This window comes from Sphingopyxis sp. Geo48, assembly GCF_949769155.1.
Lineage (GTDB): Bacteria > Pseudomonadota > Alphaproteobacteria > Sphingomonadales > Sphingomonadaceae > Sphingopyxis.
This window is the reverse complement of sequence record NZ_CATKPA010000001.1, coordinates 1,115,607-1,141,323: the sequence shown is the minus strand read 5'-3', so window position 1 is coordinate 1,141,323 and position 25,717 is coordinate 1,115,607. Positions and strand designations below refer to the sequence as shown.

The following is a 25,717-nucleotide window of genomic DNA, read 5'->3' as shown; positions in this document are numbered from 1 at the left end:
GCGTGCTACCGCTCGCGACCCTCTGGCGGATCGCGCGACGTGATCTGGCGACGCGCATCCGCGGGCTTCGTTTGCTCGCGGTGTGCCTGTTCCTCGGCGTTGCGACGCTCGCCGCGATCGGCAGTCTGACGAGCGGGATCACCTCCGAACTCGAACGGCGCGGGCAGACGATCCTTGGCGGCGACATCGAATTCAGCCTGCCCCAACGCGAGGCGAGCGCCAAGGAAATGGCTGGTTTCCGCAGCATCGGTGCGCCCTCGGCTACCGTGCGACTGCGCGCGATGGCGAACGCGCCCGGCGGCGATGCCCTGCTGTCCGAGTTGAAGGGCGTCGACGGCGCCTATCCGCTTTATGGCACGATGCGGCTGGAGAGCGGTGCGCGCAAGGGCGCGCCGCCCGCAGGGTCGATCTGGATCGGGAAAGACCTCGCCTCGCGGCTCGGCCTGAAGGTCGGCGGCGCGGTGAAGTTCGGCGAAAAGAGCTTCAAAATCGACGGCATCATCGCCGAGGAGCCCGACCGGCTGGGCGAAGGCTTCACGCTGGGACCGGTGGCGATCATCGGGCTCGGCGACCTGCCCGCGACGCAGCTGATCCAGCCGGGGAGCCTCTACGAGAGTAAGTATCGGGTGCGCCTGCCCGCAAGCGCCAATCCCGCGGCGGCCGGCAAGGCGCTGAGCGCGCGCTTCCCCGATGCGGGCTGGGACATCACCGACAGCAGCAACGGCGCGCCCGGAACGCGGCGCTTCATCGAACGGATGGGGCAGTTTTTGTCGCTTGTCGGGCTTGCGGCGCTGGTGATCGCCGGGATCGGCGTCGGCAATGGTGTTGCAAGCTATCTCGCGGGCAAGCGCCCCGGATTGGCGACGCTGAAGGTGCTGGGCGCGGACAGCGCGGTGGTGCTGCGCATTTACGGCCTGCAAATTCTCGCCGTCGCCGCGGCTTCGATCACCGCGGGACTGGTCGTCGGCGCGTTGATGCCGAGCCTGATCGGCGCGGTCGCGGGCGATGTGCTGCCGGTGCGGCCAGGCTTTGCGCTCTATCCGCTGCCGCTGATCGTGAGCGCCGCCTATGGCCTGCTGATCGCGATCGCCTTTGCCCTGCCGCCGCTTGCGGCGACGCGGCATGTGCCCGCGGCGGGGCTCTATCGCGCGACGGTCGACGGCGGCGCGCGAATCGACCGGCGAACGGTCGTTTCGGTCGGCGCGGCGCTGGCGGCGATCATCACCTTGGCGGTCGGGACCGCACGCGAGCCCTTGTTCGCGCTGTCCTTCATCGGCGCGGCGATCGGTTTGCTGCTGATCCTCGTCGGGCTTGGCTGGCTGGTGCGGCGCACGGCGAGCCGGGTGCCGCGGCCGAAGCGGCCGTTGCTGCGGCTTGCGGTCGCGAACCTGCACCGGCCCGGCGCCGCGACCGGTGCGCTGGTTGTGGCGTTGGGGCTGGGCCTGACGCTGTTCGTAACGCTCGCGGCGATCCAGACCAGCATCACCGCCGAAATCGCGCGCACCGTGCCGCAACGCGCGCCGAGCTTCTTCGTGCTCGATATTCCGCGGGGGGAGGCGCCGAAATTCCGGTCGATGATTGTCGAAGCGGCGCCCGATGCGCAGGTCAACATGATCCCGGCGCTGCGCGGCAGCGTCACCGAGTATAAGGGCCAGCGCGTCGACGAACTCGCCGAGCTGCCCGAGGGCGCATGGGTGCTGCGCGGCGACCGCGGGCTGACGTACAGCCCCGTCCTGCCGAACGGCAGCGAGCTTGTCGGCGGCACATGGTGGACGGCCGACTACAAAGGGCCGCCGCTGGTCAGCGTCGAGCAGGAGGTCGCGGCGTCGCTCGGGCTCAAACTCGGCGACACGCTGTCGGTCAACGTGCTGGGGGTCGAGGTGCAGGCGAAGGTCGCATCGTTCCGCACCGTCGAGTGGGACAATTTCGGGCTCAACTATGTGCTCGTCTTCTCGCCGGGCACGTTCGACGCGGCACCGCATAATATGGTCGCGACCGTAGCCGTCCCGCCGAAGGCCGAGGTCGAGCTGGCGCACAGCATTCCGCGGGCCTTTCCATCGGCGTCGCTGATTCAGGTGCGCGATGTCGTGTCGCAGGTGACGACCCTGCTCACGCAGATGAGCCAGGCGATCGCCGCGGCGGCGAGCATCGCGATCCTCGCGGGCATCGCGGTGCTGATCGGCGCGATTGCGGCAAGCCGCGAGCGGCGCGTGTACGACAGCGTGATCCTGAAGCTGCTCGGTGCGACGCGCGGGCAGATATTGGGCGCGCAGGCTATGGAATATGCCGTGCTGGCGGGCATATTGGCGTTGCTGGCGCTCGGCCTCGGCCTCGCGGGTGCGTGGTATGTCGTGACGCAGCTCTTCGACTTCCGCTTCGCGCCCGATCCGCTGATCGTCGGGCTGACGCTGGTCGGCGGCGCCGGGCTGTCGTTCGTGATCGGGATTGCGGGAAGCTGGCCCCTGCTTTCGGCGAAGCCCGCGCAGGCGCTGCGGAGTCTCTAGTTCAGCAGACGGACGAGCGCCGAGATGCCGGCGGCGCCGAGGACGACCGCGACAATCGTCCGCCAGACCGGCACCGGCACGCGGCCAAACAGTTGCGAACCGACATAGTCGCCAAGGACCATCGGCAGGAACAGCAGCAGCGACAGGGTGAAGAGCTTGCCCGTCGCGAGACCCAGCCACAGCGATGCGGCGGTTCCCGCGATCGCGGTCGCGAAGAAGACGAGCATCATCGACGCGCGCGCCGTCGCGGGCGCGATACGCTGGCGGAGATAGAAAGGCACGACCGGCGGTCCCGGCATCGCGGCGAAACCGGTCAGGATGCCCGACGCGACGCCGGTGGCGCCGATTGCGCCCCGGCCCGGCTGATGCCCGTCGGGATGCTGCGGCATGAGGATCAGCAGGAAGGCGCCAATCGCGATGATCGCGATCAGCAGCCGCGCGACGTCGGGCGTGACCGCCTTGAGCGCGAGCATCCCGAGCGGGGTCGCCAGCATCGCGAGCAGCGCGATCGGCAACGCGGTGCGGCGGTCGGCGTCGCTGGCGATGCGGCGAAAGCCGACGGGGCCGATCAGCAGTTGCAGGATGATCCCGAGCACCACCGCCTGCCCCGGCGGCATCAGCATGCCGAGCAGGGGGACGAGGATGATCGCCATGCCGAAACCGGTGAGCCCGCGCACGAACGCCGCGCCGAAAGTCATCGCCGCCGCACCCGCGAAGGTAAGCGGCGCGAGGCCGACGAGGTGGAGAATTCCGTTCACCGCGTCGCGCCCTTCGGCCCGATCGTCACCAGCCAGACGTCGGGCGGGGTGTTGAAGCGGAGCGGCAAGATGCTCGTCCCGAGCCCTGCGCCGACGAACAGTCGCTGACCCTTGTCGGTCATGTCGCCGCACGCGAAACGATTGCCATAGCGCGAGACATAGGTCAGCGCGCCGATGACGGGCAGGCGGATCTGCCCGCAATGCGTATGCCCCGCGAACACCGCCGCAACGGGGCGATGGATATCGGGAACGATATCGGGACTGTGCGACACGATGACCGGCACGCCCGGCCCGAGCGCGTCCATCGCGGCGAGCGTCTCCGGGATATCGTCGTGGCCCGTATAATCGTCATCGACGCCGCCGACGATCAGCGGGCCGCGCTTCACCGCCTCATTCTGGAGGACGCGAAGCCCCTGCTTCTCGAGCGCGCCGCGCAGCGCATCGGGCCGGAACCAGTGATCGTGATTGCCCGGCGCAACGACGACGCCGAGGGGCGCCTTCAAGCGGCCGAGCGGGGCGACGATTTCGGCGGGCGTGTAGATGTGAGTCGCGGTGCGCTTTTCGCTGACGAGATCGCCCGCGATCAGCACCAGGTCGGGCTTCAGCCGATTGAGCCCGTCGACGATCCGCGCGAGCCGTGCGGGCGGCATGTCGGGCCCGGCGACATGCGTGTCCGAAAGGAGCAGCACCCGCAGCGGTGCCTGCCCCTCGGGCCAGTCGGCGACCGCGACCGCCGCCGAGCGGACGACGGGGTCACGGGTCGAGTTCCAGTAGCCGCGCGCGAGGATCGCGACGCCGAGCAATACCAGAAGCGCGGCCCAGCGCCGCCATCGCCGCCGCGGTTTCGCCCTCAATCCTTGAGGTCCGGCGGGGTGGCCTCACCCTTCAGCATCGCGACCGCCTCGGCGAGCGGCATGATGCGCTGGCCGTCCTGGCCGAGCGTGCGGATCGCGACGGTGCCTTCTTCGGCCTCGCGCTTGCCGACGACGAGCAGATAGGGAACCTTTTGCAGGCTGTGCTCGCGAACCTTGTAGTTGATCTTCTCGTTGCGCAGATCGGCCTCGACGCGCACGCCCGCGGCTTCGAGTTGCGCCACCGCATCCTTCGCATAGTCGTCGGCGTCGGAAACGATCGTCGCGACCACCGCCTGCACCGGCGCGAGCCAGGTCGGGAAACGGCCGGCGAAATGCTCGATCAGGATGCCGATGAAACGTTCGTAAGTGCCGAGGATCGCGCGGTGCAGCATCACCGGGCGGTGGCGCTCGCCATCCTCGCCGATGTACGAGGCGTCGAGGCGTTCGGGCATCACGCGGTCGGACTGGATCGTCCCGCACTGCCACGTCCGCCCGATCGCATCGGTCAGGTGGAATTCGAGCTTGGGCGCATAGAAGGCGCCCTCGCCCGGCAATTCTTCCCAGCCATAATCGTCGTTCGCCACGCCGGCGCGTTCGACGGCCTCGCGCAGTTCCTGCTCGGCCTTGTCCCACATTTCGTCGGTGCCGAAGCGCATGTCGGGGCGCAGCGCGAGCTTGACCGCATATTTTTCGAACCCGAGCTGCTTGTAGACGCGGTCGAGCAGTTCGCAGAACGACCGCACTTCTTCGACGATCTGGTCCTCGCGGCAGAAGATATGGCCATCGTCCTGCGTGAATTGGCGGACGCGCATGATGCCGTGGAGCGCGCCGTGCGGCTCGTTGCGGTGGCAGCAGCCCATTTCGGCCATGCGCAGTGGCAGGTCGCGGTACGACTTAATCCCCTGGCGGAAGATCAGGACGTGCGCAGGACAGTTCATCGGCTTCAGCGCCATCCACTCGGCGTCGTCCGACACCAGCGGGCCGTCGTCCTCGATATTCGGAACCTCGTCGGGGATGACGAACATATTCTCGCGATATTTGCCCCAGTGACCCGACTGCTCCCACTGGCGCGCGTCCATCACCTGCGGCGTCTTGACCTCCTGATAGCCGGCGCCGTCGATCGCGCGCCGCATATAGGCCTCGAGCTCGCGGTAGATGCGATAGCCCTTCGGGTGCCAGAAAACGCTGCCGTGCGCTTCTTCCTGCAGGTGAAAGAGGTCCATCTCGCGCCCGATCTTGCGATGGTCGCGCTTCGCGGCCTCCTCCAGCCGGACGAGATGCTCGGCGAGCTGCTTCTTGTTGAGCCAGCCGGTGCCATAGATGCGGCTCAATTGCGCATTCTTCTGGTCGCCGCGCCAATAGGCGCCCGAGACGCGCGTCAGCTTGAACGCCGCGGGGTCGAGCTTGCCCGTCGATGCGAGGTGCGGGCCGCGGCACATGTCCATCCAGCCGTCGCCGGAGCGATAGACGGTGAGTTCCTCGCCTTCGGGCAGTTCGTGCGCCCATTCGGCCTTGAAGGTTTCGCCCTCCGCCTGCCACTTGGCGATCAGCTTGTCGCGCTGCCAAACCTCGCGCGTCAGCGGAAGGTCGGCGGCGATGATCCGGCGCATCTCCTCCTCGATCAGCGGCAGCTCGTCGTCGCGGAACGCGCCATGTTCGGCGGTCGGCGCGAAGTCGTAATAGAAGCCGTCGTTCGTCGATGGACCGAAAGTGATCTGCGTGCCGGGGAACAGATTCTGTACCGCCTCCGCCAGCACATGTGCATAGTCGTGGCGCACCAGTTCGAGCGCGTCGGCCTCGTCGCGGCTCGTCACCAGCGCGAGGTTCGTGTCTTCCTCCAGCGGGCGCATGATGTCGCGCAGCTCGCCGTCGACCTTCGCGGCGAGCGCGGCCTTCGCGAGGCCGGGTCCGATATCCGCCGCAATCTGCGCCGGGGTAGTCCCGCGCGCGACTTCTCGGGCAGAGCCATCGGGAAGGGTGACGCGGATCATCTGGGACATGGAAAGATCGGCCTTTCTGGCGGGGTAAAGAGCGCCCCTTTGCCAGCATGCGATATGGGCGGCAAGGGCGCTGTTCGCAACGGTCGCCGGGCGCTCTAAGGGCGGCAACAGGCGCGCGCCCCGACCCGATGGCGTGCCGCCGATCGAGACGCAAAGGCAAGTGGACGGAGCATCCTTGTCATTATGTCAACGTCACTTGACTTTGTAGGCGCAGTAATGTAAAGCTGACTTGTCTATCAGATAAGGAAGTTTGACATGCCCCAGAAGGCTGCGAAAATCGAAACCGGCCTTGCGGGGCGCCACCCCGCCTTGTGGGCGTTCGCCTTCGCGGCGGCGATGGCCGCCATCGCCTATTGCGAGCATCGCGGTTTTCTGGGCGGTTGGCGTTCGCTGCCTTTTGTTGCAGCGGCGACGCTGTTTCTCATTCCACTGACGAAGGCGGCGAACAATCGGCAAGCCGCAGCAGGCGCGTTGTCGCCGGCGACACGGCGATATAATCGACGCATGTTGATCTGGTCCCTCGGCTATGCCCTGTGTCTGGGCATAGCTATGACCGTTCGCAACTATCTCCATCCGCAAGGCGCCCTGCTGTGGGGGATCGCCGTCCTGCCTTCGGTGCCGATGATCTTCTTCGTGTGGACGTTGGCGCGCTATGTGGTCGAGGAAGAGGATGAATATCTGCGCTATCGCCAGACCAGCGCCGCGCTGATCGGCCTTGCACTCGTCCTTCTGGCCGGTACGCTGTGGGGCTTTCTGGAAACATTCGGCATTGCCCCGCATGTGCCCGCCTGGTGGGTGGTGCCGGTCTGGGCGATCGGTCTGGGGCTGGGCCAGATGATCATGACATCGGCCGACCGGCGCGCGGACCGCACATGAAGAACCGCCTGAAGGTGCTGCGCGCCGAGCGCGACTGGAGCCAGCAGGATCTCGCCGAGCGGCTGGAGGTGTCGCGCCAGTCGGTCAACGCGATCGAGACCGGCAAATACGATCCCTCGCTCCCCCTCGCCTTTCGCATCGCCGACCTGTTCAGCATGCGGATCGAGGAGATTTTCCAGCGCGACTGAACGGCAACCTTGCTCCCCCGCCGCCGCCCCGCTAGGGCGGCGGCAGCCGGAAAGGAGCCGTCCCGCCATGTTCAAGCGCCTGTTCGTCGATCACCCGAAGAGCGTCGACGAGAATTATCTCGAGCATTTCGGCGTCGCGTCGAAATTCGGGGTGACGATGATCTATGGCGGCCTTTGCGCGCTGGTCCACGCGGTGGTGCCCGGCTGGTGCATCACCACCGGCAGCGACACGATCCAGCGGCTCAACAAGATCATGGTCGAACAGCGGCGCGCCAAGGGGCAGGCCGTGATGCAGATGAGCACGATCGACTGGGTCATCTGATCCGGTTGCTCCCGCTCCCTTATGCCTCAGCTGAATCTCTGTTCGCATCGAGCGGGATTAGACAATGACTGACCCTACCGCCCCCGATTATCTCGACCGTTCGGGCCGCCCGCGGCTCGCCTATCGCCATGTCGCAAGCCGCGGACCGACGATCGTCTTCCTGCCGGGCTATATGTCCGACATGGCGGGCGGCAAGGCGACCGCGCTGTTCGACTGGGCGGCGACCGAGGGTCAGGCATGCCTGTTGCTCGACTATGCCGGATGCGGGCAGTCGGACGGGCAGTTTGCCGAGCAGACCCTGCTCGACTGGCGCGGCGATGTGCTCGACCTGATCGACGCGAAGACCGAAGGGCCCGTGCTGATCGTCGGATCGTCGATGGGCGGCTGGCTGATGCTGCTGACCGCGCTCGCGCTCGTGCAGCGCGACGGGCCTGCGCGCGTCGCGGGGCTCGTCGGGATCGCGGCGGCGCCCGATTTCACCGACTGGGGATTCAGCGACGCCGAAAAGGCCATCATCCTCGCCGAGGGGGCGCTGGTCGAGGAAACGCCTTACAGCGACCAGCCCTATGTGACGACGCGCGGCTTTTTGCAGTCGGGCGAGGCGAACCGGCTGCTCGGCGCCGAAATCCCCCTCACCTGCCCGGTGCGATTGCTCCACGGGCAGGAGGATGGCGACGTGCCGCCTGACATCAGCTTGCGCCTGTCGGCCGCGCTGGCGAGCGAGGATGTGCAGGTGACGCTCGTCAAGGGCGGCGACCACCGGCTATCGCGCGATACCGACATCGCACTTCTGATCGACACCGTCGAACGTCTGGCGACCCCGAACTAGAGGACAGATATGGCCCGCAGCGATTTCAAATTCAGCGTCAGGAAGCGTGTCCGCTATGCCGAGATCGACGCGCAGGCGGTGGTGTTCAACAGCCGTTACCTCGAATATTTCGATATCGGGATCACCGAATATTGGCGCGCGGCGGGGGTGTATGACCGTTGGCCCGCGAACGACAGCCCCGAATTTCACGTCGCGCGCGCCGAGGTCGATTACAAGGTACCGATCCTGCTCGACGAGGAAATCGACATCTGCGTGCGCTGCTCGCGCGTCGGGCGAAGCTCGGTGACCTTCCTGTTCGAACTGCACGGTGCGGGCAAGGACGACCTGCGTGCGACGGGGCTGGAGGTCAGCGTCCATGTCGAGGAAGCGCAGGGGGCGACCGCGCCGGTGCCCGATGAATTCGTAAACTTGTTCGAAGCGTTTGAAGGTCGGCCGCTTCGTGCCTAATATAGGCGCATGACCAAATATCTTCACACGATGATCCGCGTGACGGATCCAGACGCCACCGTCGATTTCTTCAAACTGATCGGGCTCGAGGAAGTGCGCCGCTTCGACAATGAAGCCGGGCGCTTCACCCTGATTTTTCTGGCGCCGCCCGGCCAGGCGGGGGTCGCCGAGGTCGAGCTTACCTATAATTGGCCGCCCGAAGACGGCAGCGCGCCCGAAGCCTATGGCGGCGGGCGCAATTTCGGGCATCTCGCGTACCGCGTCGAGAATATCTACGACACCTGCCAGCGGCTGATGGACGCGGGCGTGACGATCAACCGTCCGCCGCGCGATGGGCATATGGCATTCGTGCGCTCGCCCGACGGCATTTCGATCGAGCTGCTGCAGGATGGCCATCTGCCGCCGCAGGAACCCTGGGCGTCGATGCCGAATACGGGAAGCTGGTAAGCGTGGCCAAGGCGGGGCATGGTCTGCTCCGTCTTGGAAGCATGAGGCCGCCGAAACAGAGGAGAGACGCGTGAGCGCGCTGGAAATCGTCCGCATCCCGGTCCTCAGCGACAATTATGTCTGGCTGGTCCACGACCGCGACAGCAAAGCGACGATGGTCGTCGATCCGGCGGTCGCCGATCCGGTGCTGGAAGCGGCGAGCGCGCGCGGCTGGACGATCACCGACATCTGGAACACCCACTGGCACCCCGACCACACCGGCGGCAACGCGGCGATCAAGGAAGCAGCCAAGGCATGGGGCGGCTGTACGATTACCGGGCCTGCGGCGGAATTTGCGCGCATCCCGACACTCGACGTGCAGGTCAAGGGCGGCGACCGCGTGATGCTGGGCGGGCACCTTGCCGAAGTGTGGGACGTTCCGGCGCATACCGCCGGGCACATCGCCTATCATTTCGCGCAGGACGAGGCGATCTTCGTCGGCGACACGATGTTCGCGATGGGATGTGGCCGCCTGTTCGAGGGCACCGCCGAGCAGATGTTCGCGAACATGCAGCAATTCGCTGCGCTCGACGATGCGACGCGCGTCTATTGCGCCCACGAATATACGCTGTCGAACGCGCGTTTCGCGGTGACCGTCGACCCGGACAACGGCGCGCTCGTCGACCGGCTGGCGGCGGTTGAAGCCGCGCGCGCGGCGGGCGAGCCCACGGTCCCGACGACCATCGGCGCCGAGCGCGCAACGAACCCCTTCCTGCGCGCACCCACGGCGGCCGAGCTGGGGCGCATCCGCGCACTGAAGGATGCGGCGTGACGCCACGGCTTAAGTCTCCGTTCATTTCCAACATGTCAGCATCGCTAATGCTGCAAGGAGCAGAATCATGAAGGCGATTGGCGCCGCAGCCCTGATCATGCTCGCCAGCCCGTTGATCGCGAGCTGTGCGCCCTCGGGAACCGCCGCTCCCGGGGCGGCCGCGCTGACGCCGAAGCAGGCCGAACGGCTCGACAGGCAACTCGCGGGCAAGGCCCCCGGCGAACCGGTCCGATGCCTGCCGAATTATCGTACATCGGAAACGATCCGCGTCTCCGATTCGATCCTGCTCTATCGCTCCGGCGGCAAGCTGGTCTATCGCAACGATCTGAAAAGCGCCTGCCCGGGGCTTGCCCGCGACAGCGACATCATGGTCGTCGAGCAGTTCGGATCGTCGACCTGCTCGGGCGACTTTTTCCACCTCGTCGACCGGTCGAGCGGCATCCGCGGTCCGACGTGCGTGTTCGGTGATTTCGTCCCCTATCGCAAACCGGCGGGGGACGGGGGCTGAGCCACGAGGCTCGGTCGCAGGCGGGGCGCCGGTATGCGCCGAGCTCTTCGGGTCGCACCCCCGCCTGCACCTTGATCGATGGTCACCCCCCGTACAGGGCGGCGATCTTGTCCTCGTAGACCTGCCGCAGGATGTGGCGGCGGATTTTCATCGAGGGCGTCATCTGTTCATTCTCGATCGTGAAGGGTTCGTCGGCGAAGTCGAACTTGCGCACCTTTTCGATCACCGACAGCTGTTCGTTGACGCGGTCGACCGCGGCGCGAACGGCGGCGCGGAACTTCTCATGCTCGCGGAGCAGCTTGAGGTCTTTCGGCAAGCCCTGCGCTTCGGCCCATTCGGTCGCCCATTCGGGGTCGGGCACGAGGATACCGACCAGATGCGGACGCTTGTCGCCATAGACCATCGCCTGCAGGATTTCGGGCTGGAGCGTCAGCATTCCCTCGACGCGCTGGGGCGATACATTGTCGCCCTTGTCGTTGACGATCAGATCCTTCTTGCGGTCGGTGATGACGATGCGGCCCTTTTCGTCGATATGACCGATGTCGCCGGTGTGCAGCCACGGCCCCTTGTCGGGCTCGGCGGGATCGGGGACCAAAACGCGCTCGGTCTCGGGCTTGTTACGCCAATAGCCCTTCATCACCAGCTCGCCGCGCACGAGGATTTCGCCGTCGTCGGCAATCTTCACTTCGGTGTTCATCAGCGGCGGGCCGACGGTGTCCATCTTGAGCCCCACCGACGGGCGGTTACAGCTGATCACCGGCCCAGCCTCGGTCTGGCCATAGCCTTGCAGCAAGGTCAGCCCGATCGAATGGAAGAAGACGCCGATCTCGGGGTTTAGCGGCGCGCCGCCCGAGACGAGCGCCTTCATCCGGCCGCCGAAGCGCTGCTGGATCTTCGGGCGGAACAGCTTGTTGAGCAGGATGTCGACCGGGCGGTCGAACACCCCCATGCGGCGCTCATAATCCTTTTCGCCGACGCGCAGCGCTTGCCCCAGCATCCAGTTCGCGAGCTTGCCCTGCTTCTCGACCGACTTGATCATCCGCGCGCGGATCACCTCGAACAGGCGCGGCACGACGACCATGATCGTCGGCTTCGTCTCTTCGATGTTCGAGACGAGCTTCTCCAGTCCTTCGCTGTAGTAGATTTGCGCGCCGACCATGATCGGCAGGAACTGTCCGCCCGAATGCTCATAGGCGTGGCTGAGCGGCAGGAAGGACAGGAACACCTCCTCGTCGCCGATCCCGAAGTCGTTGACGAGCACTTCCGCGGCCCCCGCCGCATTGTGGAGGATCGCGCCATGATGCTGCATCACGCCACGCGGCGCGCCACCGGTGCCACTGGTGTAGATAAGGCAGGCGGTATCGTCGCGCGTCATCGCCTGCCCACGCGCCTCGAAGTCGGCGCGATACGCCTCGCCGCCCGCAACAAGCGGCTCCCAATCGAGCACCTGCACATCGCCCTGCTGGCCGACGCGCATGTTCTCCATCGTGATCACGGTCTTGACGTTCGAACGCAGCACCGCGGGCATCAGCACGCGCGCGAGTTTTGCGGTCGAGACGATAACCGCACTCGCGCCGCTGTTGTCGAGGATATGCTGGTGATCGCGCTCGGTATTCGTGGTGTAGGTGGGAACCGTGATGCAGCCCGCCGCCATGATCGCAAGGTCGGCGATGCAGAATTCGGGCCGGTTCTCGCTGACCAGAACGACGCGGTCGCCGTCTTTCAGGCCCAGCTCGCGAAGGTTGTGCGCGAGTGCCGAGACCTGGTTCGCGACCTGCCGCCAGCTCAGCGGATGCCACGTCCGGTCGGCCTTGCGCCACAGAAACGGATCTTCGCCGCCGCGCCCCGCACGGTCGAAGAACATCGCGACCAGACTCGGGAAATGGTCGAGATGAGGGTTTACGAGCTTCATGCCTTCGTTTCTCCCGGGAGTGTCATTGGTGTTCTTGTCGTTGTTGGCAGGGTCTTAGCCCTGCGGCGGCGCGCCATCCACTGCCGATGTTCCGGGTCCGCGCGGATCGGCCGCGCCCTGCCAACCCGCGTCGGTGCGCTCGACCGCGTTGAGCTTCGAACCGAGGTCGGTGGCGGTGAAGCTGTAGCCAAAGGGTTTCATCTTCGCGGCAATCGCCTGTCCCGCCGCATTATCTTCGATCACGACACCGCGCTGGCCGAAATAGAGATTGGGCAGCTCCATCGCCGACTTGGCGTCGAGGCCCCAGTCGAGCACGCCGATCAGCGTCTTGGTGACATGCATGATGATCCGCTTGCCCCCCGCCGAGCCGACTGCAAGTACGACCTTTCCGTCGGGGCCGTAAACGATCGTCGGCGACATCGAGGACAAGGGGCGCTTGCCCGCCTGGACGCGGTTCTGTGTCGCGATGCCGTTTTTTACAGGCGCGAGGTCGAAGTCGGTGAGTTCGTTGTTCAGGAAATAGCCGTTCGCCATCAGCTGGCTGCCGAAAATGCTTTCGACGGTCGAGGTCATCGAGACGACGTTCCCTGCCGCGTCGACCGCCACGAAATGCGTCGTTCCCTGCTCCTTGACCGGCGGTGCCTCGGCGCGCGGTTTAGCGCCCGGCGGCGCGCCGGGTTCGTAGCGACCGGCCGCGCCGAAAGGCGAAATGAGCTGGCGGCGCTCGGCAAGATAGGCCTTGTCGAGCAGCCCCTTCACCGGGACATCGACGAAATCGCTGTCGCCGAGATAGGCGGCGCGGTCGGCATAGGCGAGCTGCATCGCCTCGGCGAGCAGGTGCCAGCTCATCGGATTGTCCTTGCCCATCGCCTTCATGTCATAGGCTTCGAGCATCCCGAGAATGCCGAACACCGTCGTTGCGCCCGACGAGGGCGGTCCCATGCCGCAAACCTTGTAGATGCGATAGGTGGTGCAAACCGCAGGGCGTTCCTTCGCCTTATAGGCGGCAAGATCCTTGGCCGTGAGTTGGCTGGGGTTGCGCGGCGCCTTCGCGACCGCATCGCTGATCGCCTTGGCATTGGCGCCCGTGTAAAAGGCCTCGGGCCCGCGCGCGGCGATGTCGCGCAGGATCGCGGCATAGGCCGGGTTTCTGATCGTCGTGCCGACCGGCGCGGGCTTGCCGTCGACATAATAGATCGCGCGCGCGGCCGGGAACTCCTTCCACATCGGCTCGAACTGCACGAGCCAGCTGTTGAGAGCGGGCGTGACCTGATAGCCTTCCTCGGCAAGTTTGATCGCGGGCTGGAAAAGCGCCTTCCACTCGAGCTTGCCCCATTTCTTGTGCGCCATTTCCATCAGGCGGACGTTGCCGGGAACGCCGACCGACAGGCCGCCGGGGATGACGTCCATATAGCCGCGCGGCTTGCCGTCAGGGCCGAGAAAGCGGTCGGGCTTCGCAGCCGCAGGCGCGGTTTCGCGGCCGTCGATCGTCGAGATGCTGCCGTCGCCCGCGTTGTGATAGACCATGAAGCCCCCGCCGCCGATGCCGCTCGACTGCGGCTCGACAAGGGTGAGCACCGCGACCATCGCCACAGCCGCGTCGGCGGCGCTACCGCCCTGATGCAATATTTCGCGCCCCGCCTCGGTCGCGCGGGGGTCGGCAGACGAAGTGACGCCTTGTGCGGCGGCGAGCGACGGGATGGCGAGGAGGAAAAAGCTGGCAGCAGCGAGGAGTCGTTTGATCATGCGCGCGACATTGGCGCGCGGCTCAGTTCAGCGCAACCCTAACACGATCCTCCCTGTGGCGAAGCCATGGGGAGGTGGCAGCCCAACGGGCTGACGGAGGGGCTTTGACGCTGCCCCTCCACCGCGCGCTACGCGCGCGGCCCCCCTCCCCATCGCTTCGCGACAGGGAGGATTATTCCCCTGCCCCGACTGCGTCGGCAACGCGCGCGAAGCCATCGCGCGCCGCAAGCCATTCAAGACCTCTTGCGATGCGCGCCGCAAGCCCCGGCCCTTCATAAACCATCGCCGAATAGATCTGGATCAGGCTGGCGCCGGCACGGATGCGGTCCCATGCCTGTTCGGGCGAGGCAATGCCGCCGGCGGCGACCAACGGCAGCTTGCCGCCGCTCGCGCTGCGGAAATCCTTCACACGCTGGAGCGCGAGTTCGGCAAGCGGGGCGCCCGACAGGCCGCCCGCTTCCCCCGCGTGGCGCGAGGCGAGCGGTGGTCGCGCGATCGTGGTGTTCGAGACGACCACCGCCGCGAGCCCCTTTTCGAGGGCAACCGCGACGATGTCATCGATGTCGGCAGACTCGAGGTCGGGCGCGACCTTTAGGAAAACCGGCTTGGCCGCGCCCACGGGTTGCGCGGCAGCGACGCCGTCGAGCAGTGCCTCAAGCGCCCCCTTGTCCTGCAGCGCGCGGAGCCCTGGCGTGTTCGGCGAGGAGATATTGACCGTCAGATAATCGGCGAGCGGCGCCATCCCCGCGGCGCCCTTCGCATAATCGGCGATGCGGTCGGCGCTGTCCTTGTTCGCGCCGATATTGATCCCAAGCGGTACCGGCAGGCCGTAACGGCGCAGACAGGCAATGCGTTCGGCCGCCTTCTCCTGCCCGCCATTGTTGAAGCCCATGCGGTTGATCACCGCCTTGTCCTCGACCAGCCGGAACAGACGCGGGCGCGGATTGCCCTCCTGAGGCAGCGGCGTCAGCGTCCCCACCTCGACGAAACCGAAGCCGAAATGCGGCATCGCGTGCGCGACGCGCGCATCCTTGTCGAAACCCGGCGCGAGGCCGACGGGGTTCGGGAAATGCAGCCCCGCGAGTTCGGTCGCGAGCACCGGGCTGGTCAGCGCATGGCGCGCGCGCGGCAGCGGCTGGAGCGCGTTCAGCGTCAGATTATGCGCGGCTTCTCCGTCGGTCGCGTGAACGAGCGGACGGACGAGCGCATAGGCGGCATCGGCGGCGGAAGCAAAGAGCGACATGGCCCGCCATTGCGCGTGCCGGGGCGCTATGGCAAGCCCGAGCCCATTCAAAAAACGGGGAGATCAAAGTGTCGCAGTTCCGCCTAGCCGCCCGCCTGTCCACCGCATTACCGGGCATGCTGATTCTGATCGCCGCGACCGCCTGTACGCCGGCGGCGGTCGGCGAGGCGCCCGCGACGGCATCGACCGAAGCCCCGCCGGTGGCGCCCGCAGGTGCGACGCTTGCGCAATTCTTCGATAAATATGACGCCGCGCAGCTCTCGCTGAGCCCGCAAGGCAAGGCCTATCGCGGCATTCGCGACCAGGACTATGGCCGCTGGAACGACGTCAGCGACGAGGCCGCGGTGGCGAACCAGAAGCTGCAACAGGCGAGCGCGGCGGCGATGCGGGGCAGCTTCGATCCCAAGACGCTCTCGCCCGACGACGCGCTCTCCTTCGAACTGTTCAACGCGCAGGCCGAGCGCGCCGACCGCCTGTTCGCCTATCGCGACCATGGTTATATCTTCGACCAGATGAACGGCTCGCAAAGCCAGCTTCCCGCTTTCCTGATCAACATCCACCGCGTCGCCAATGTCTCGGAGGCCGAGGCCTATGTGTCGCGCATCCGCGGGCTCGGGCCTTTGCTCGACGAGCTTTCGGCGCAGTCGGCGGCGCGCGCCGCGAAGGGCTATGCGCCGCCCAAATGGGTCTATGCCTATGTCATCTCCGACATCGACAATCTGCTGACGCCCGACAATGCAGTGATCGAGGACATCGGTGCCAAGGTCGGCAAGCTCGAGATCGACGCCGCCGAGAAGGCACGGCTGATCGCTGCGGCAAAGGCGGCGTGGAACGAAAGCGCCGGTCCCGCCTACGCGCGGCTGAAAGTCGAAATGACGCGTCAGCAGACGGTAGCGCCGACGCAGGACGGCGTATGGCGGATGCCCGATGGCAAGGCCTATTACGAAGCGCTGCTCGCGAACTACACGACGACCGACATGACCGCGGCGCAGATCCACGACCTCGGCCTCGCCGAAGTCGCGCGGATCCATGGCGAGATGGAAGCGATCAAGAAGAAGGTCGGCTTCAAGGGGACGCTGCCGCAATTTTTCGAGCATCTGCGCACCAGCCCGCAATATTATTATACGACGCGAGAGGCCTATCTGGCCGACGTCGCGGCGAAGGTGAAGGCGATGGAGGCTCGGCTTCCCGCCTTCTTCAACACGCTGCCCAAGGCACCGCTGCAAGTGAAAGCCGTCGAGGCGTTCCGCGAGAAATCGGCGGGCAAGGCCTTTTACCAGTCGCCCTCGCCCGACGGCTCACGTCCCGGCACCTATTATGTAAATCTCTACGATCTCAAGGACATGTCGAAGACCGAGCTCGAGGCGCTCGCCTATCATGAGGGGGTTCCGGGGCATCATCTGCAGCGCGCAGTGCAGACCGAATTGACCGGCCTGCCGCCTTTCCGGCGTTTCGGCGGTTTTACCGCCTATACCGAAGGTTGGGGCCTTTATTCGGAGGAGCTGGCGAAGGACATGGGCTTCTATTCCGATCCCTACAGCGATTTCGGGCGGCTCGGCATGGAACTGTGGCGGGCGTGCCGCCTCGTCGTCGACACCGGCATCCACGACAAACGCTGGAGCCGCGAACAGGCGATCAAATATCTGAAGGACAATACGCCGAACCCGCAGGGCGATATCGAGAAGGCGATCGAGCGCTATATCGTCTATCCGGGACAGGCGACCGCCTATCTGATCGGCAAGCTCAAGATCATGGAACTGCGGACGCGCGCGCAAGCCGCGCTGGGTTCAAAGTTCGACTTTCGCGCCTTTCACGATGTGGTGCTCGAATCGGGTCCGGTTCCGCTCGACACCCTCGAGCGGCGCGTCGATGCGTGGATCGCGAAAACGAAGGAACGTTAACAGACAATTGCGGGTTGACGCTTGGCGGCAAATAGAAAATTATAGTCGCGCCAAAAAGGCGGCAATAAAGCTGCCCAGGGTCGGTCTCGTCATGTCGGAAATCACTTCTACGCCATCGGGCGCAGACGGCGAAACGCCGTTCGAGCTCCAATATTTTCCGCCCGATCCCGATCTCGCGGAGATGGTCTCCAGCTTTTACTTCGTGCGCATCGATATGCCGGTGTTCGACGAATATGAGCGCGCCGACCGTCCGCAATTCCGCATCATGAGCAGCACCGCGGGCGAATATGTCTTTCCGGACGGCCATTGCTTTCCCGCCGCGCGCGCAACGATTGTCGGCCCGACAAGCGGGAGCGTCCGCGCGCGCGGGACCGGGCCGCTGCGCATCTATGGCTTCGGCCTGCTTCCCGTCGGCTGGGCGACACTGATGGGCGACCATGCCGACAAGATGACCGATCGTGCGATGGATGCCGCCGATCTGTTCGGCGACTGGATCGACGGCGCAGTCGGCGCGCTGATGGGAGCCGCGAACAACGACGAACGGCTCGTCATCGCAAACAATCTTGCGCGCGAGATATTGAAGAAGAACGAGCCCGCCCCCGCCTGGTTCACGCGCACGGTCGACCAGTGGCTGACCGAATCGCCCAGCCCGCAGGTACCCAAACTGGTCGAGGCGACGGGCATGTCGATCCGATCGGTCGAACGGATGACCAAACATTATTACGGCCTCTCGCCGCGGATGCTGGCCCGCAAATATCGCGCGGTCCGCGCCGCCTCCGCGCTCGCGCGTGGCCAGACGCTCGACGATGCGCAGCTTGGCGACGCCTTTTACGACCAGTCGCACCTGATCCGCGAGATAAAGCGCTTCGCAGGCGCGACGCCCGGCCAACTCGCCAATCCGACACGCTATACCGAGGCGACGACACGAGGGCGCAAGCAGCTCGCTGGCAAGGTCAGCCCGCTCGTTTCGGATACCTGACCGCGAAGCCCCCAAGCGACGAAACGAAATAAAATAGCGCCGAATGCCGATTTGGCGTTTTCGTACAATCGCGAATCATGCGTGGGGCATAATCCGTCCCTGCGACCCAGAAGAGCTCTTCCTCTGACGAGGACCGAGACCTTCATCTTGGCACCCGTTTGGCTTCGGCCGGGCGGGTGCCTCTTTTCTTTGGGGCCCGCAAACCAGCCTTTCTTGCGCCGCGCGAACCGCTCGCCTATATAAGTGGAGTAATTTGCTCCAGTTAAGAATCGTTCGCAATTCCAGCGGGAAGAAACGTGCGCCTGTCGAACCTTGCCGATTATGCCGTCGTGCTGATGAGCGCCGCCGCACGCCAATGCGGGTCGGTGGCAATTCACGCCGGCCTGCTCGCCGAGCAGACGGGCATTCCCGGCCCGACGGCGCAGAAACTGGTGAGCCAGCTCGCGCGCGCCGGCCTGCTCGTAGCCTCGCGCGGCAGCGGCGGCGGGGTGCGGCTCGCGCGGCCCGCAGCGGCGATCAGCGTCGCCGACATCATCGAAGCGGTCGAAGGACCGATCGCCCTCACCTCCTGCGTCGCCGAGGGTCGGCACGACTGCTCGCTCGAAGGGAGCTGCAAGGTCCAGCCGCATTGGGGCGTCGTGAACGGCGCGGTACGCGGGGCGTTGCAAGAGATCAGCCTGGCGTCCCTGAGCGTCGCCCCCGCGAAGGGTGCCGGGAGTCACGTGCCTCCCGGCACGGCTGCTGGATGCAGCGCACAAACGACAACGGCCCCCGCCTTCGCGGGGGCGACGAGTTAGAGATATGACCGAGAACACCGAACTCCCCCTGAAGGATCAGGCCGCGCACGACGCCGCCGCAAAAGTCGCCGATTACGAGCATGGCTGGTCGTCGGCCATCGAGACCGACTTTGCGCCCAAAGGGCTCACCGAGGATACGGTTCGTTTCATCAGCGCCAAGAAGAACGAGCCCGAATGGATGCTCGACTGGCGGTTGAAGGCGTTCCGTCACTGGCTGACGATGGAGACGCCCGACTGGGCGAAGCTCAACGTGCCGCCGATCGACTACCAAGACGCGTACTATTACGCGGCGCCGAAGCCGAAACCGAAGCTCTCGAGCCTCGACGAGGTCGATCCCGAGATCCTCGAGGTGTATAAGAAGCTCGGCATCCCGATCGAGGAGCAGAAGGTGCTTGCGGGGGTCGAGGGTGCGCGCAAGGTCGCGGTCGACGCGGTGTTCGACAGCGTCAGCGTCGCGACGACCTTCCGCGAGGAATTGAAGCGCGCGGGCGTGATCTTCCTGTCGATTTCGGAAGCGATCCGCGAATATCCCGAACTGGTGAAGAAGTGGCTCGGGCGTGTCGTGCCGATGCACGACAATTATTTCGCGACATTGAACTGCGCGGTCTTTTCGGACGGGACGTTCGTCTATGTGCCCGAGGGCGTGCGCTGCCCGATGGAGCTTTCGACCTATTTCCGTATCAACGCCGAAAATACGGGGCAATTCGAGCGGACGCTGATCGTCGCCGACAAGGGCGCCTATGTCTCCTATCTCGAAGGCTGCACCGCGCCGATGCGCGACGAGAACCAGCTTCATGCCGCGGTCGTCGAACTGGTCGCGCTCGACGATGCCGAAATCAAGTACAGCACGGTCCAGAACTGGTATCCCGGCAACGCCGAGGGGCTGGGCGGCATCTATAATTTCGTGACCAAACGCGCGCTCTGTCAGGGCAAGCGCAGCAAGGTGTCGTGGACGCAGGTCGAAACCGGATCGGCGATCACGTGGAAATACCCGAGCTGCGTATTGAACGGCGACGACAGCGTCGGCGAATTCTATTCGGTCGCAGTCACCAACAATTACCAGCAGGCCGATACCGGCACCAAGATGATCCACAATGGCAAGCGCACCCGCTCGACCATCGTCAGCAAGGGGATCAGTGCGGGGAAGTCGAACAACACCTATCGCGGCATCGTGCGGGTGGCGCCAAATGCCGAGGGGGTGCGCAACTTCACCCAATGCGACAGTCTGCTTTTGGGCAGCACCTGCGGCGCGCATACCGTGCCCTACATCGAAGTCCGCAACCCGAGCGCGACCGTCGAGCATGAAGCAACGACGAGCAAGATCAGCGACGACCAGCTTTTCTATGCAATGCAGCGCGGGCTGGGGCAGGAAGAAGCGGTGGCGCTGATCGTCAACGGCTTCGCCAAGGAAGTGCTGCAGCAATTGCCGATGGAATTCGCGGTCGAGGCGCAAAAGCTGCTGGGCATCAGCCTCGAGGGAAGCGTCGGATGATGCCCCAAACTGAGACAATCTTCCGCGCCTGGTCCGACCACGACGCCGAAGATGGGCGCTTGTTAACTATAATTTCCTCCAGTCCGCATCCGGGGACATGGCGAAACGCGCCGCTGTCCTATTATTTTCTTCGGTCCGATTCGGTCTGGAGGCAGCGCTATGGCACGCGGTTTGGAATTCAACTGGGCAGAGGCCGATCTGGTCGTACATCCGGTCCAGGCGATCGCCGCCTATCCTACGCAACAGGGCGTAGCCATCCGGCAGCAGAAGGGATCATCGGAGCGCGGAGATCGCGACGACGTGATCACCATTCCGCACCATGCCATAAACCTGCTGATCCGGCGCCTGCAGCAATTGCAGAACACCAGCGTGATCAGTCTGGAAGAGGTTGGCAATTCCGAACTGGTGGAAATCTTCGCCGCCGAATAGGCGCCGCCGGGCTCGCCGCTAGCCTTTCTTTGAGCGCGACGTTGATTGCGGGTGCGGCATATGCGCAGCCCGCGCAGGCCAGTGCGATGATGCTGGCTCAAGCCAACGACCGCTGCATGACGACCTACGCGGTCCGCATGACCAAGACCGATGCAGCCGACGATGCGATTTTTGCGGCCGCGACGGAGGGCTGCAAGGAACTGAAAACCCAGCTCTTCAGTGCGATCGACAAGGAATATCCGGTCGAGCAGGCCAGTGGCCTGAAGTCGCAGCTCGACGCGGCGGCAAAGCCGAACTTCATGACCTTATTGCAGAAGATGCGTACCGACCGCGTGCAACGCGGCGGAAATTGAACGGACATATGATGCTCAAAATCGAAAACCTCCACGCCACCGTCGCCGACAAGCCGATCCTGAAGGGTCTGTCGCTCAGCATTAATGCGGGCGAAATTCACGCAATCATGGGTCCCAACGGCGCGGGCAAGTCGACTTTGTCCTATGTTCTCGGCGGGCGGCCGGGGTATGAAGTCACCGAGGGTTCGGCGACCTTCGACGGACAGGATCTGCTCGATATGGACCCGCACGAGCGTGCCGCCGCCGGGCTGTTCCTGGGCTTCCAGTATCCGGTCGAAATCCCCGGCGTGTCGAACGTCCAGTTCCTGCGCGAAAGCCTGAACGCCCAGCGCAAGGCGCGTGGGCAAGAGCCGCTGTCGGGCGGCGATTTCCTGAAGCTGGCGCGCGAGAAGGCGGGGCTGCTCAGGATGGACATGGACATGCTCAAGCGTCCGGTGAACGTCGGCTTTTCGGGCGGCGAGAAGAAGCGCAACGAGATGGTCCAGATGGGCATCCTCGACCCCAAGCTCGCGATCCTCGACGAGACTGACAGTGGCCTCGACATCGACGCGCTGCGCGTCGTCGGCGACGGGATCAACGCGATCATGCGCCGCCCCGACAAGGCGGTGCTGCTGATCACGCATTATCAGCGCCTGCTCGACTATGTGCAGCCCGATTTCGTGCATGTTCTAGCCGCAGGGCGCATCGTCAAATCGGGCGGCCCCGAACTGGCGCTCGAGCTCGAACGCGAAGGCTATGCGGAGATCGCGGCGTGATCATTCCCCTGCGCCTTCCCTTCCATCGTCATGCCGGACTTGATCCGGCATCCATGACCGCGTGGGCCCCGGATCAAGTCCGGGGTGACGACGTGTGGGAGGTCGTGGTTTGACGATCGCCACACTTCCCACCCGGCGCGACGAAGCCTGGCGCTATAGCGATATCGACGCGGTGACCGCGGCGTGGCCGCTACCTGCGCCCGAGAGCATCATCGTGCCCGCGGGCGGTAAATTTGCACGCGCAATCGTGCAGGACGCCGGCGACATCCGCCAGATTGAACTGGTGCTCGGCAAGGGTGCGGTCGCTCATTTGCATGTTCTCAACATCGGCGGCGCCTATGGCCGTATCGAGCTCGCGGTGACGCTGCACGAAGGCGCCGACTTCAGGTTCGGGGCGGCGCAGATCGGCGGCGGCGAGCAGAATCTCGAGATCGTCACCACCGTCACACACGCCGAACCCGGCGCGACGTCGCGACAAGTCGTGCGGTCGGTCTTGGGCGGCACCGCCACCGGCACCTACCTCGGCAAGGTCGCCGTCGCGCGCGATGCGCAGCAAACCGACAGCGAACAGGATGTGAAGGCGATGCTGCTCGACCGCAGCGCGACCGCCAACGCCAAGCCCGAACTCGAAATCTTCGCCGACGATGTGAAATGCGCGCATGGCTGCGCGATCGGCGAACTCGATGCGATGGGCCTCTATTATCTCCAGTCGCGCGGCCTGCCACCCGCCGAGGCAAAGAAGATCCTGCTGCAGGCCTTTGTCGCGGGCGTGTTCGACGGCGCGGAAGATGAGGAGCGGTTGCAGGCGCTTGCGCTCGCGAAGCTGGGGGAACTGGTATGACCACCACGACCGCCCTCCGCACCTTCCCCGACGTCCGCGCCGACTTTCCCGGTCTGCCGCCCGGCTGGCACTATCTCGACACCGCAGCGACCGCGCAAAAGCCGCAGTCGGTGATCGACGCCACTGTCAACGCGATGGGCCGCGACTATGCGACGGTGCATCGCGGCGTCTATGCGCGGTCGGCAGATATGACCCTCGCCTACGAAGCCGCGCGTCGGCGGATCGCGGCCTTCATCGGCGCGCGCGAGAACGACGTGACCTTCGTGCGCGGCGCGACCGAGGCGATCAACCTTGTCGCCTACTCGCACCCGCGAAAGGGTCGGGTGCTGCTCTCTGTGCTCGAGCATCACAGCAATATCGTGCCCTGGCAGCTTGCCGGCTGGCAGGTCGATGTCTGCCCGCTCACCGCCGACGGTTGTATCGACCTCGATGCGGCAGAGAAGCTGCTGACCCCAGACCACAATATGGTCGCCTTTGCGCACGTGTCGAACGTGCTCGGCAGTCCGCTCGACGTTGCACGCGCGGCGGAACTCGCGCACCGCGTCGGCGCCGAGCTGCTGATCGACGGCTGCCAGGCCGTGCCGCGGCTGCCTGTCGATGTCGTCGCGCTCGGCTGCGACTATTACGCCTTCTCGGGCCACAAGCTCTACGGCCCCACCGGGATCGGCGTGCTGTGGAGCGACAAGCTCGACAGCCTGCCACCCTGGCAGGGCGGCGGGTCGATGATCGACCGCGTTACCTTTGAACGCACGACCTACGCCCCCGCCCCTACACGCTTCGAGGCGGGCACGCCGGCGATCATCGAGGCGATCGGGCTCGCGGCGGCCGTCGACTATGTCGAAGCGATCGGGATCGACGCGATCCACGCCCACGAGATCGCCTTGGTGACGAGCCTGCGCGAACAGCTCGCGCGCAAGAACAGCATCACGCTTTTTGGCCCCGAAGACAGCGCTGGAATCGTGAGCTTTTCGATGGCGGGGGTTCATCCGCACGACATCGGCACTATCTTGGACGAGAGCGGGGTCGCGATCCGCGCCGGGCACCATTGCGCGCAGCCGCTGATGGAGCATCTGGGGGTACCCGCGACCGCGCGCGCGAGTTTCGGCGTGTACAGCAATGAAGACGATGTGGCGGCGCTGATCGAGGGCCTGTCCCGCGTCGAGAGGATTTTCGGATGAGCGAGGATCGCATGATCAAGGTGGAAGAAGTCGCGAGCGTCGAGGCGCCGCCGAAGGCGCGCGTCGAGGATGTCGAGACGGCTCCGGAAAAGCTGGAACGCAAGCGCGACTATCTGGAAGGCTTCCTGGCGGCCAAGCCCGCGGCGGTCGAGCCAGGCGCGGTTGGCGGCGATTTGTACGAGGCCGTGATCAACGCGCTGAAGGACATCTACGACCCGGAAATTCCGGTGAACATCTACGACCTCGGGCTGATCTACAATGTCGAGATCGACGAGGGGCATGTCATGGTCACGATGACGCTGACGACGCCGCATTGCCCGGTCGCCGAATCGATGCCCGCCGAGGTCGAACTGCGCGTCGGCGCGGTGCCGGGGGTCGGCGATGCCGAGGTCAATCTGGTCTGGGATCCGCCGTGGTCGCCGCAGAATATGAGCGACGAAGCGCGGCTCGAACTGGGAATGCTGTGATGACCGAAACGAAAACCCGTGCACGCCCCGCTGCGGTGACGCTTACCGTCGGCGCCGAAGAGCGCATCGCGAAGCTGATGGCGTCCGCCCCCGATGGAGCGATCGGCGTCCGCCTGTCCACCCCGCGTCGCGGCTGCTCGGGGCTCGCTTACTCGGTCGACTATGTCACCGAAGAGCAGAAGTTCGACGAGAAGATCGAGACTCCCGGTGGTATCTTCTACATCGATGGCGCATCGGTGCTCTACCTGATCGGCAGCACGATGGACTGGGTCGAGGATGATTTCGCCGCCGGCTTCGTGTTCGAAAATCCGAACGCCAAGGGCGCGTGCGGCTGCGGTGAGAGCTTCACCGTCTAACTAGCGGCAGATCGACCAACCCGCCGTCCGCACCGCCATATCGAGGTGGAAATGATCGGCGTGCGCCGCATTATGGTCCGGTGACAGCACCGTAGAGAACAGGTCGCACGACCCGTCGCGGACCTCGTGCAGGAATTCGCTGCGCTTGTCGCCTGGCGCCCAGTCGTTGATCAGCGAAATGCGCGTCCCGTCGGCAAGAACGAAAGCCGAAATGTCGATCGCATTGGCGGTCGAATGCTCGCTCTGAGCCTCGCGGCCCGCGATCTTGCGGCAATTGTAGCTGCCGAGATTTTCGAGTTCGGCGACATTCTGCCCGAAATATTTCCGCGCCGCGGGTTGCACGATGTCGCGCGTCCAGAGCGCCATCGCCGCGGTCACGGCGCAGCCAGGCGCGGCATTGGCCGGGCGCATGGTGGGCACAAGAGCGTTGCCGGTCAGGACCATCCGCTGGGTCGCGCGGCACCGCCCCCTCCCGACGACAGGCCGTCTCTCATAGCCTGCCTTCGCCCGGTCGAAGGCAGCGAAGCAGGCGGCATCGTCACCCGCAAAGTTCATCAGCTTGCGGTGCGTCGCCCAGCCCTGCGGATGCTCGAATTCGAAACGGGCGCCCGGGAAATGCTCGGGATGCGCGCGCACCCACTGCATGACGCGGATTGCGCCGATCGCCAGCACGACGGCGATGGCGAACCAGATCAGGTAGGCGCGCAGGCTTTTCATTCGTCCC

General features: G+C 65.3%; 27 protein-coding genes. 20 read left to right on the top strand and 7 right to left on the bottom strand.

What is annotated here, in order from left to right:
- Nucleotides 1-2 precede the first annotated feature (2 nt).
- On the top strand, nt 3-2,504 hold the full coding sequence (locus QOL79_RS05825; protein ID WP_283418946.1) for an ABC transporter permease: 2,502 nt from the start codon (nt 3-5) through the stop codon (nt 2,502-2,504).
- Here QOL79_RS05825 and QOL79_RS05820 read toward each other — a convergent pair.
- From QOL79_RS05820 to thrS, 3 genes are read right to left on the bottom strand one after another with little or no spacing between them, the layout of a single operon-like run.
- Nucleotides 2,501-3,262, bottom strand: coding sequence for a sulfite exporter TauE/SafE family protein (locus tag QOL79_RS05820; protein ID WP_283418945.1), 762 nt, complete (start codon nt 3,260-3,262; stop codon nt 2,501-2,503). The genes QOL79_RS05825 and QOL79_RS05820 overlap by 4 nt on opposite strands.
- Nucleotides 3,259-4,116: a metallophosphoesterase gene (locus tag QOL79_RS05815; RefSeq protein WP_283418944.1), complete on the bottom strand. Its 858-nt coding sequence runs from the start codon at nt 4,114-4,116 to the stop codon at nt 3,259-3,261. Before QOL79_RS05815 ends, QOL79_RS05820 begins: the two co-directional genes overlap by 4 nt.
- A complete protein-coding gene (gene thrS / locus QOL79_RS05810) occupies nt 4,113-6,116 on the bottom strand; it encodes a threonine--tRNA ligase (RefSeq protein WP_283418943.1) in 2,004 nt (667 codons plus the stop codon). The genes QOL79_RS05815 and thrS overlap by 4 nt, the downstream gene beginning before the upstream one ends.
- Nucleotides 6,117-6,452: 336 nt before the next feature.
- Here thrS and QOL79_RS05805 point away from each other — a divergent pair, with 336 nt between their 5' ends.
- From QOL79_RS05805 to QOL79_RS05770, 8 genes are all read left to right on the top strand, one after another.
- Entirely contained in the window at nt 6,453-6,992 is a 540-nt protein-coding gene (locus QOL79_RS05805; RefSeq protein WP_283418942.1) for a hypothetical protein, read from the top strand.
- The gene (locus QOL79_RS05800) at nt 6,989-7,180 is read left to right on the top strand and encodes a helix-turn-helix transcriptional regulator (RefSeq protein WP_204993757.1); all 192 of its coding nucleotides are present in this window, start codon (nt 6,989-6,991) and stop codon (nt 7,178-7,180) included. Before QOL79_RS05805 ends, QOL79_RS05800 begins: the two co-directional genes overlap by 4 nt.
- A gap of 67 nt (nt 7,181-7,247) precedes the next feature.
- A complete protein-coding gene (locus QOL79_RS05795) occupies nt 7,248-7,502 on the top strand; it encodes a DUF6356 family protein (protein ID WP_058455364.1) in 255 nt (84 codons plus the stop codon).
- 64 nt (nt 7,503-7,566) lie between these two features.
- Complete coding sequence (locus QOL79_RS05790) at nt 7,567-8,331, top strand: alpha/beta fold hydrolase (protein WP_283418941.1); 765 nt, start codon at nt 7,567-7,569, stop codon at nt 8,329-8,331.
- A 9-nt stretch (nt 8,332-8,340) separates the two neighbouring features.
- Complete coding sequence (locus QOL79_RS05785; RefSeq protein WP_204993755.1) at nt 8,341-8,778, top strand: acyl-CoA thioesterase; 438 nt, start codon at nt 8,341-8,343, stop codon at nt 8,776-8,778.
- Nucleotides 8,779-8,787: 9 nt separating this feature from the next.
- Complete coding sequence (locus tag QOL79_RS05780; protein WP_204993754.1) at nt 8,788-9,225, top strand: VOC family protein; 438 nt, start codon at nt 8,788-8,790, stop codon at nt 9,223-9,225.
- A 70-nt stretch (nt 9,226-9,295) separates the two neighbouring features.
- Nucleotides 9,296-10,036 (top strand): hydroxyacylglutathione hydrolase, encoded by a 741-nt coding sequence (gloB, locus tag QOL79_RS05775; RefSeq protein ID WP_283418940.1) that lies wholly within the window; start codon nt 9,296-9,298, stop codon nt 10,034-10,036.
- Nucleotides 10,037-10,103: 67 nt separating this feature from the next.
- The gene (locus QOL79_RS05770) at nt 10,104-10,544 is read left to right on the top strand and encodes a hypothetical protein (protein ID WP_058455369.1); all 441 of its coding nucleotides are present in this window, start codon (nt 10,104-10,106) and stop codon (nt 10,542-10,544) included.
- A gap of 82 nt (nt 10,545-10,626) precedes the next feature.
- Here QOL79_RS05770 and QOL79_RS05765 read toward each other — a convergent pair whose 3' ends face one another.
- The 3 genes from QOL79_RS05765 to QOL79_RS05755 all read right to left on the bottom strand — a co-directional run bounded on the left by QOL79_RS05765 (nt 10,627) and on the right by QOL79_RS05755 (nt 15,445).
- On the bottom strand, nt 10,627-12,456 hold the full coding sequence (locus QOL79_RS05765) for an AMP-dependent synthetase/ligase (protein WP_197410148.1): 1,830 nt from the start codon (nt 12,454-12,456) through the stop codon (nt 10,627-10,629).
- A gap of 54 nt (nt 12,457-12,510) precedes the next feature.
- Nucleotides 12,511-14,202 carry a gamma-glutamyltransferase gene (gene ggt / locus QOL79_RS05760; RefSeq protein WP_283418939.1) on the bottom strand — a complete coding sequence of 564 codons (1,692 nt, stop codon included), beginning with the start codon at nt 14,200-14,202 and terminating at the stop codon, nt 12,511-12,513.
- A 172-nt stretch (nt 14,203-14,374) separates the two neighbouring features.
- Nucleotides 14,375-15,445, bottom strand: coding sequence for a quinone-dependent dihydroorotate dehydrogenase (locus QOL79_RS05755; protein WP_283418938.1), 1,071 nt, complete (start codon nt 15,443-15,445; stop codon nt 14,375-14,377).
- A 116-nt stretch (nt 15,446-15,561) separates the two neighbouring features.
- On the opposite strand from QOL79_RS05755, the gene QOL79_RS05750 reads away from it, so the two are divergent.
- The 11 genes from QOL79_RS05750 (at nt 15,562) to QOL79_RS05700 (ending at nt 24,993) form a co-directional block, all read left to right on the top strand.
- Entirely contained in the window at nt 15,562-17,346 is a 1,785-nt protein-coding gene (locus QOL79_RS05750; RefSeq protein WP_283418937.1) for a DUF885 domain-containing protein, read from the top strand.
- 91 nt (nt 17,347-17,437) lie between these two features.
- Entirely contained in the window at nt 17,438-18,325 is an 888-nt protein-coding gene (locus tag QOL79_RS05745; RefSeq protein WP_058455373.1) for an AraC family transcriptional regulator, read from the top strand.
- 296 nt (nt 18,326-18,621) lie between these two features.
- Nucleotides 18,622-19,122 (top strand): SUF system Fe-S cluster assembly regulator, encoded by a 501-nt coding sequence (locus QOL79_RS05740; RefSeq protein ID WP_283418936.1) that lies wholly within the window; start codon nt 18,622-18,624, stop codon nt 19,120-19,122.
- A gap of 4 nt (nt 19,123-19,126) precedes the next feature.
- Nucleotides 19,127-20,614, top strand: a complete 1,488-nt coding sequence (sufB, locus tag QOL79_RS05735) for a Fe-S cluster assembly protein SufB (RefSeq protein WP_283418935.1) — start codon at nt 19,127-19,129, stop codon at nt 20,612-20,614.
- Nucleotides 20,615-20,773: 159 nt separating this feature from the next.
- The gene (locus tag QOL79_RS05730; protein WP_058455376.1) at nt 20,774-21,043 is read left to right on the top strand and encodes a hypothetical protein; all 270 of its coding nucleotides are present in this window, start codon (nt 20,774-20,776) and stop codon (nt 21,041-21,043) included.
- A gap of 29 nt (nt 21,044-21,072) precedes the next feature.
- Nucleotides 21,073-21,396, top strand: a complete 324-nt coding sequence (locus QOL79_RS05725) for a hypothetical protein (protein WP_058455377.1) — start codon at nt 21,073-21,075, stop codon at nt 21,394-21,396.
- Nucleotides 21,397-21,407: 11 nt separating this feature from the next.
- Nucleotides 21,408-22,151 carry a Fe-S cluster assembly ATPase SufC gene (gene sufC / locus QOL79_RS05720; protein WP_058455521.1) on the top strand — a complete coding sequence of 248 codons (744 nt, stop codon included), beginning with the start codon at nt 21,408-21,410 and terminating at the stop codon, nt 22,149-22,151.
- A gap of 109 nt (nt 22,152-22,260) precedes the next feature.
- Entirely contained in the window at nt 22,261-22,992 is a 732-nt protein-coding gene (locus QOL79_RS05715; protein WP_282949787.1) for a SufD family Fe-S cluster assembly protein, read from the top strand.
- Nucleotides 22,989-24,170, top strand: coding sequence for an aminotransferase class V-fold PLP-dependent enzyme (locus QOL79_RS05710; protein WP_282949788.1), 1,182 nt, complete (start codon nt 22,989-22,991; stop codon nt 24,168-24,170). Before QOL79_RS05715 ends, QOL79_RS05710 begins: the two co-directional genes overlap by 4 nt.
- Nucleotides 24,167-24,637: an SUF system Fe-S cluster assembly protein gene (locus QOL79_RS05705; RefSeq protein WP_058455379.1), complete on the top strand. Its 471-nt coding sequence runs from the start codon at nt 24,167-24,169 to the stop codon at nt 24,635-24,637. The genes QOL79_RS05710 and QOL79_RS05705 overlap by 4 nt, the downstream gene beginning before the upstream one ends.
- On the top strand, nt 24,637-24,993 hold the full coding sequence (locus QOL79_RS05700) for a HesB/IscA family protein (RefSeq protein ID WP_058455380.1): 357 nt from the start codon (nt 24,637-24,639) through the stop codon (nt 24,991-24,993). Before QOL79_RS05705 ends, QOL79_RS05700 begins: the two co-directional genes overlap by 1 nt.
- Here QOL79_RS05700 and QOL79_RS05695 read toward each other — a convergent pair whose 3' ends face one another.
- Nucleotides 24,994-25,710 (bottom strand): extensin-like domain-containing protein, encoded by a 717-nt coding sequence (locus tag QOL79_RS05695; RefSeq protein WP_283418934.1) that lies wholly within the window; start codon nt 25,708-25,710, stop codon nt 24,994-24,996.
- Nucleotides 25,711-25,717 lie beyond the last annotated feature (7 nt).

Coding starts and splice junctions, on each gene's coding strand:
- QOL79_RS05700 (WP_058455380.1), top strand. CDS start 24,637: ATGACCGAAACGAAAACCCGTGCACGCCCCGCTGCGGTGACGCTTACC.
- QOL79_RS05710 (WP_282949788.1), top strand. CDS start 22,989: ATGACCACCACGACCGCCCTCCGCACCTTCCCCGACGTCCGCGCCGAC.
- QOL79_RS05745 (WP_058455373.1), top strand. CDS start 17,438: ATGTCGGAAATCACTTCTACGCCATCGGGCGCAGACGGCGAAACGCCG.
- QOL79_RS05705 (WP_058455379.1), top strand. CDS start 24,167: ATGAGCGAGGATCGCATGATCAAGGTGGAAGAAGTCGCGAGCGTCGAG.
- QOL79_RS05795 (WP_058455364.1), top strand. CDS start 7,248: ATGTTCAAGCGCCTGTTCGTCGATCACCCGAAGAGCGTCGACGAGAAT.
- thrS (WP_283418943.1), bottom strand. CDS start 6,116: ATGTCCCAGATGATCCGCGTCACCCTTCCCGATGGCTCTGCCCGAGAA.
- ggt (WP_283418939.1), bottom strand. CDS start 14,202: ATGATCAAACGACTCCTCGCTGCTGCCAGCTTTTTCCTCCTCGCCATC.
- QOL79_RS05780 (WP_204993754.1), top strand. CDS start 8,788: ATGACCAAATATCTTCACACGATGATCCGCGTGACGGATCCAGACGCC.
- QOL79_RS05770 (WP_058455369.1), top strand. CDS start 10,104: ATGAAGGCGATTGGCGCCGCAGCCCTGATCATGCTCGCCAGCCCGTTG.
- QOL79_RS05800 (WP_204993757.1), top strand. CDS start 6,989: ATGAAGAACCGCCTGAAGGTGCTGCGCGCCGAGCGCGACTGGAGCCAG.
- sufB (WP_283418935.1), top strand. CDS start 19,127: ATGACCGAGAACACCGAACTCCCCCTGAAGGATCAGGCCGCGCACGAC.
- QOL79_RS05730 (WP_058455376.1), top strand. CDS start 20,774: ATGGCACGCGGTTTGGAATTCAACTGGGCAGAGGCCGATCTGGTCGTA.
- QOL79_RS05755 (WP_283418938.1), bottom strand. CDS start 15,445: ATGTCGCTCTTTGCTTCCGCCGCCGATGCCGCCTATGCGCTCGTCCGT.
- QOL79_RS05790 (WP_283418941.1), top strand. CDS start 7,567: ATGACTGACCCTACCGCCCCCGATTATCTCGACCGTTCGGGCCGCCCG.
- sufC (WP_058455521.1), top strand. CDS start 21,408: ATGCTCAAAATCGAAAACCTCCACGCCACCGTCGCCGACAAGCCGATC.
- QOL79_RS05765 (WP_197410148.1), bottom strand. CDS start 12,456: ATGAAGCTCGTAAACCCTCATCTCGACCATTTCCCGAGTCTGGTCGCG.
- QOL79_RS05805 (WP_283418942.1), top strand. CDS start 6,453: ATGGCCGCCATCGCCTATTGCGAGCATCGCGGTTTTCTGGGCGGTTGG.
- QOL79_RS05785 (WP_204993755.1), top strand. CDS start 8,341: ATGGCCCGCAGCGATTTCAAATTCAGCGTCAGGAAGCGTGTCCGCTAT.
- QOL79_RS05750 (WP_283418937.1), top strand. CDS start 15,562: ATGCTGATTCTGATCGCCGCGACCGCCTGTACGCCGGCGGCGGTCGGC.
- QOL79_RS05695 (WP_283418934.1), bottom strand. CDS start 25,710: ATGAAAAGCCTGCGCGCCTACCTGATCTGGTTCGCCATCGCCGTCGTG.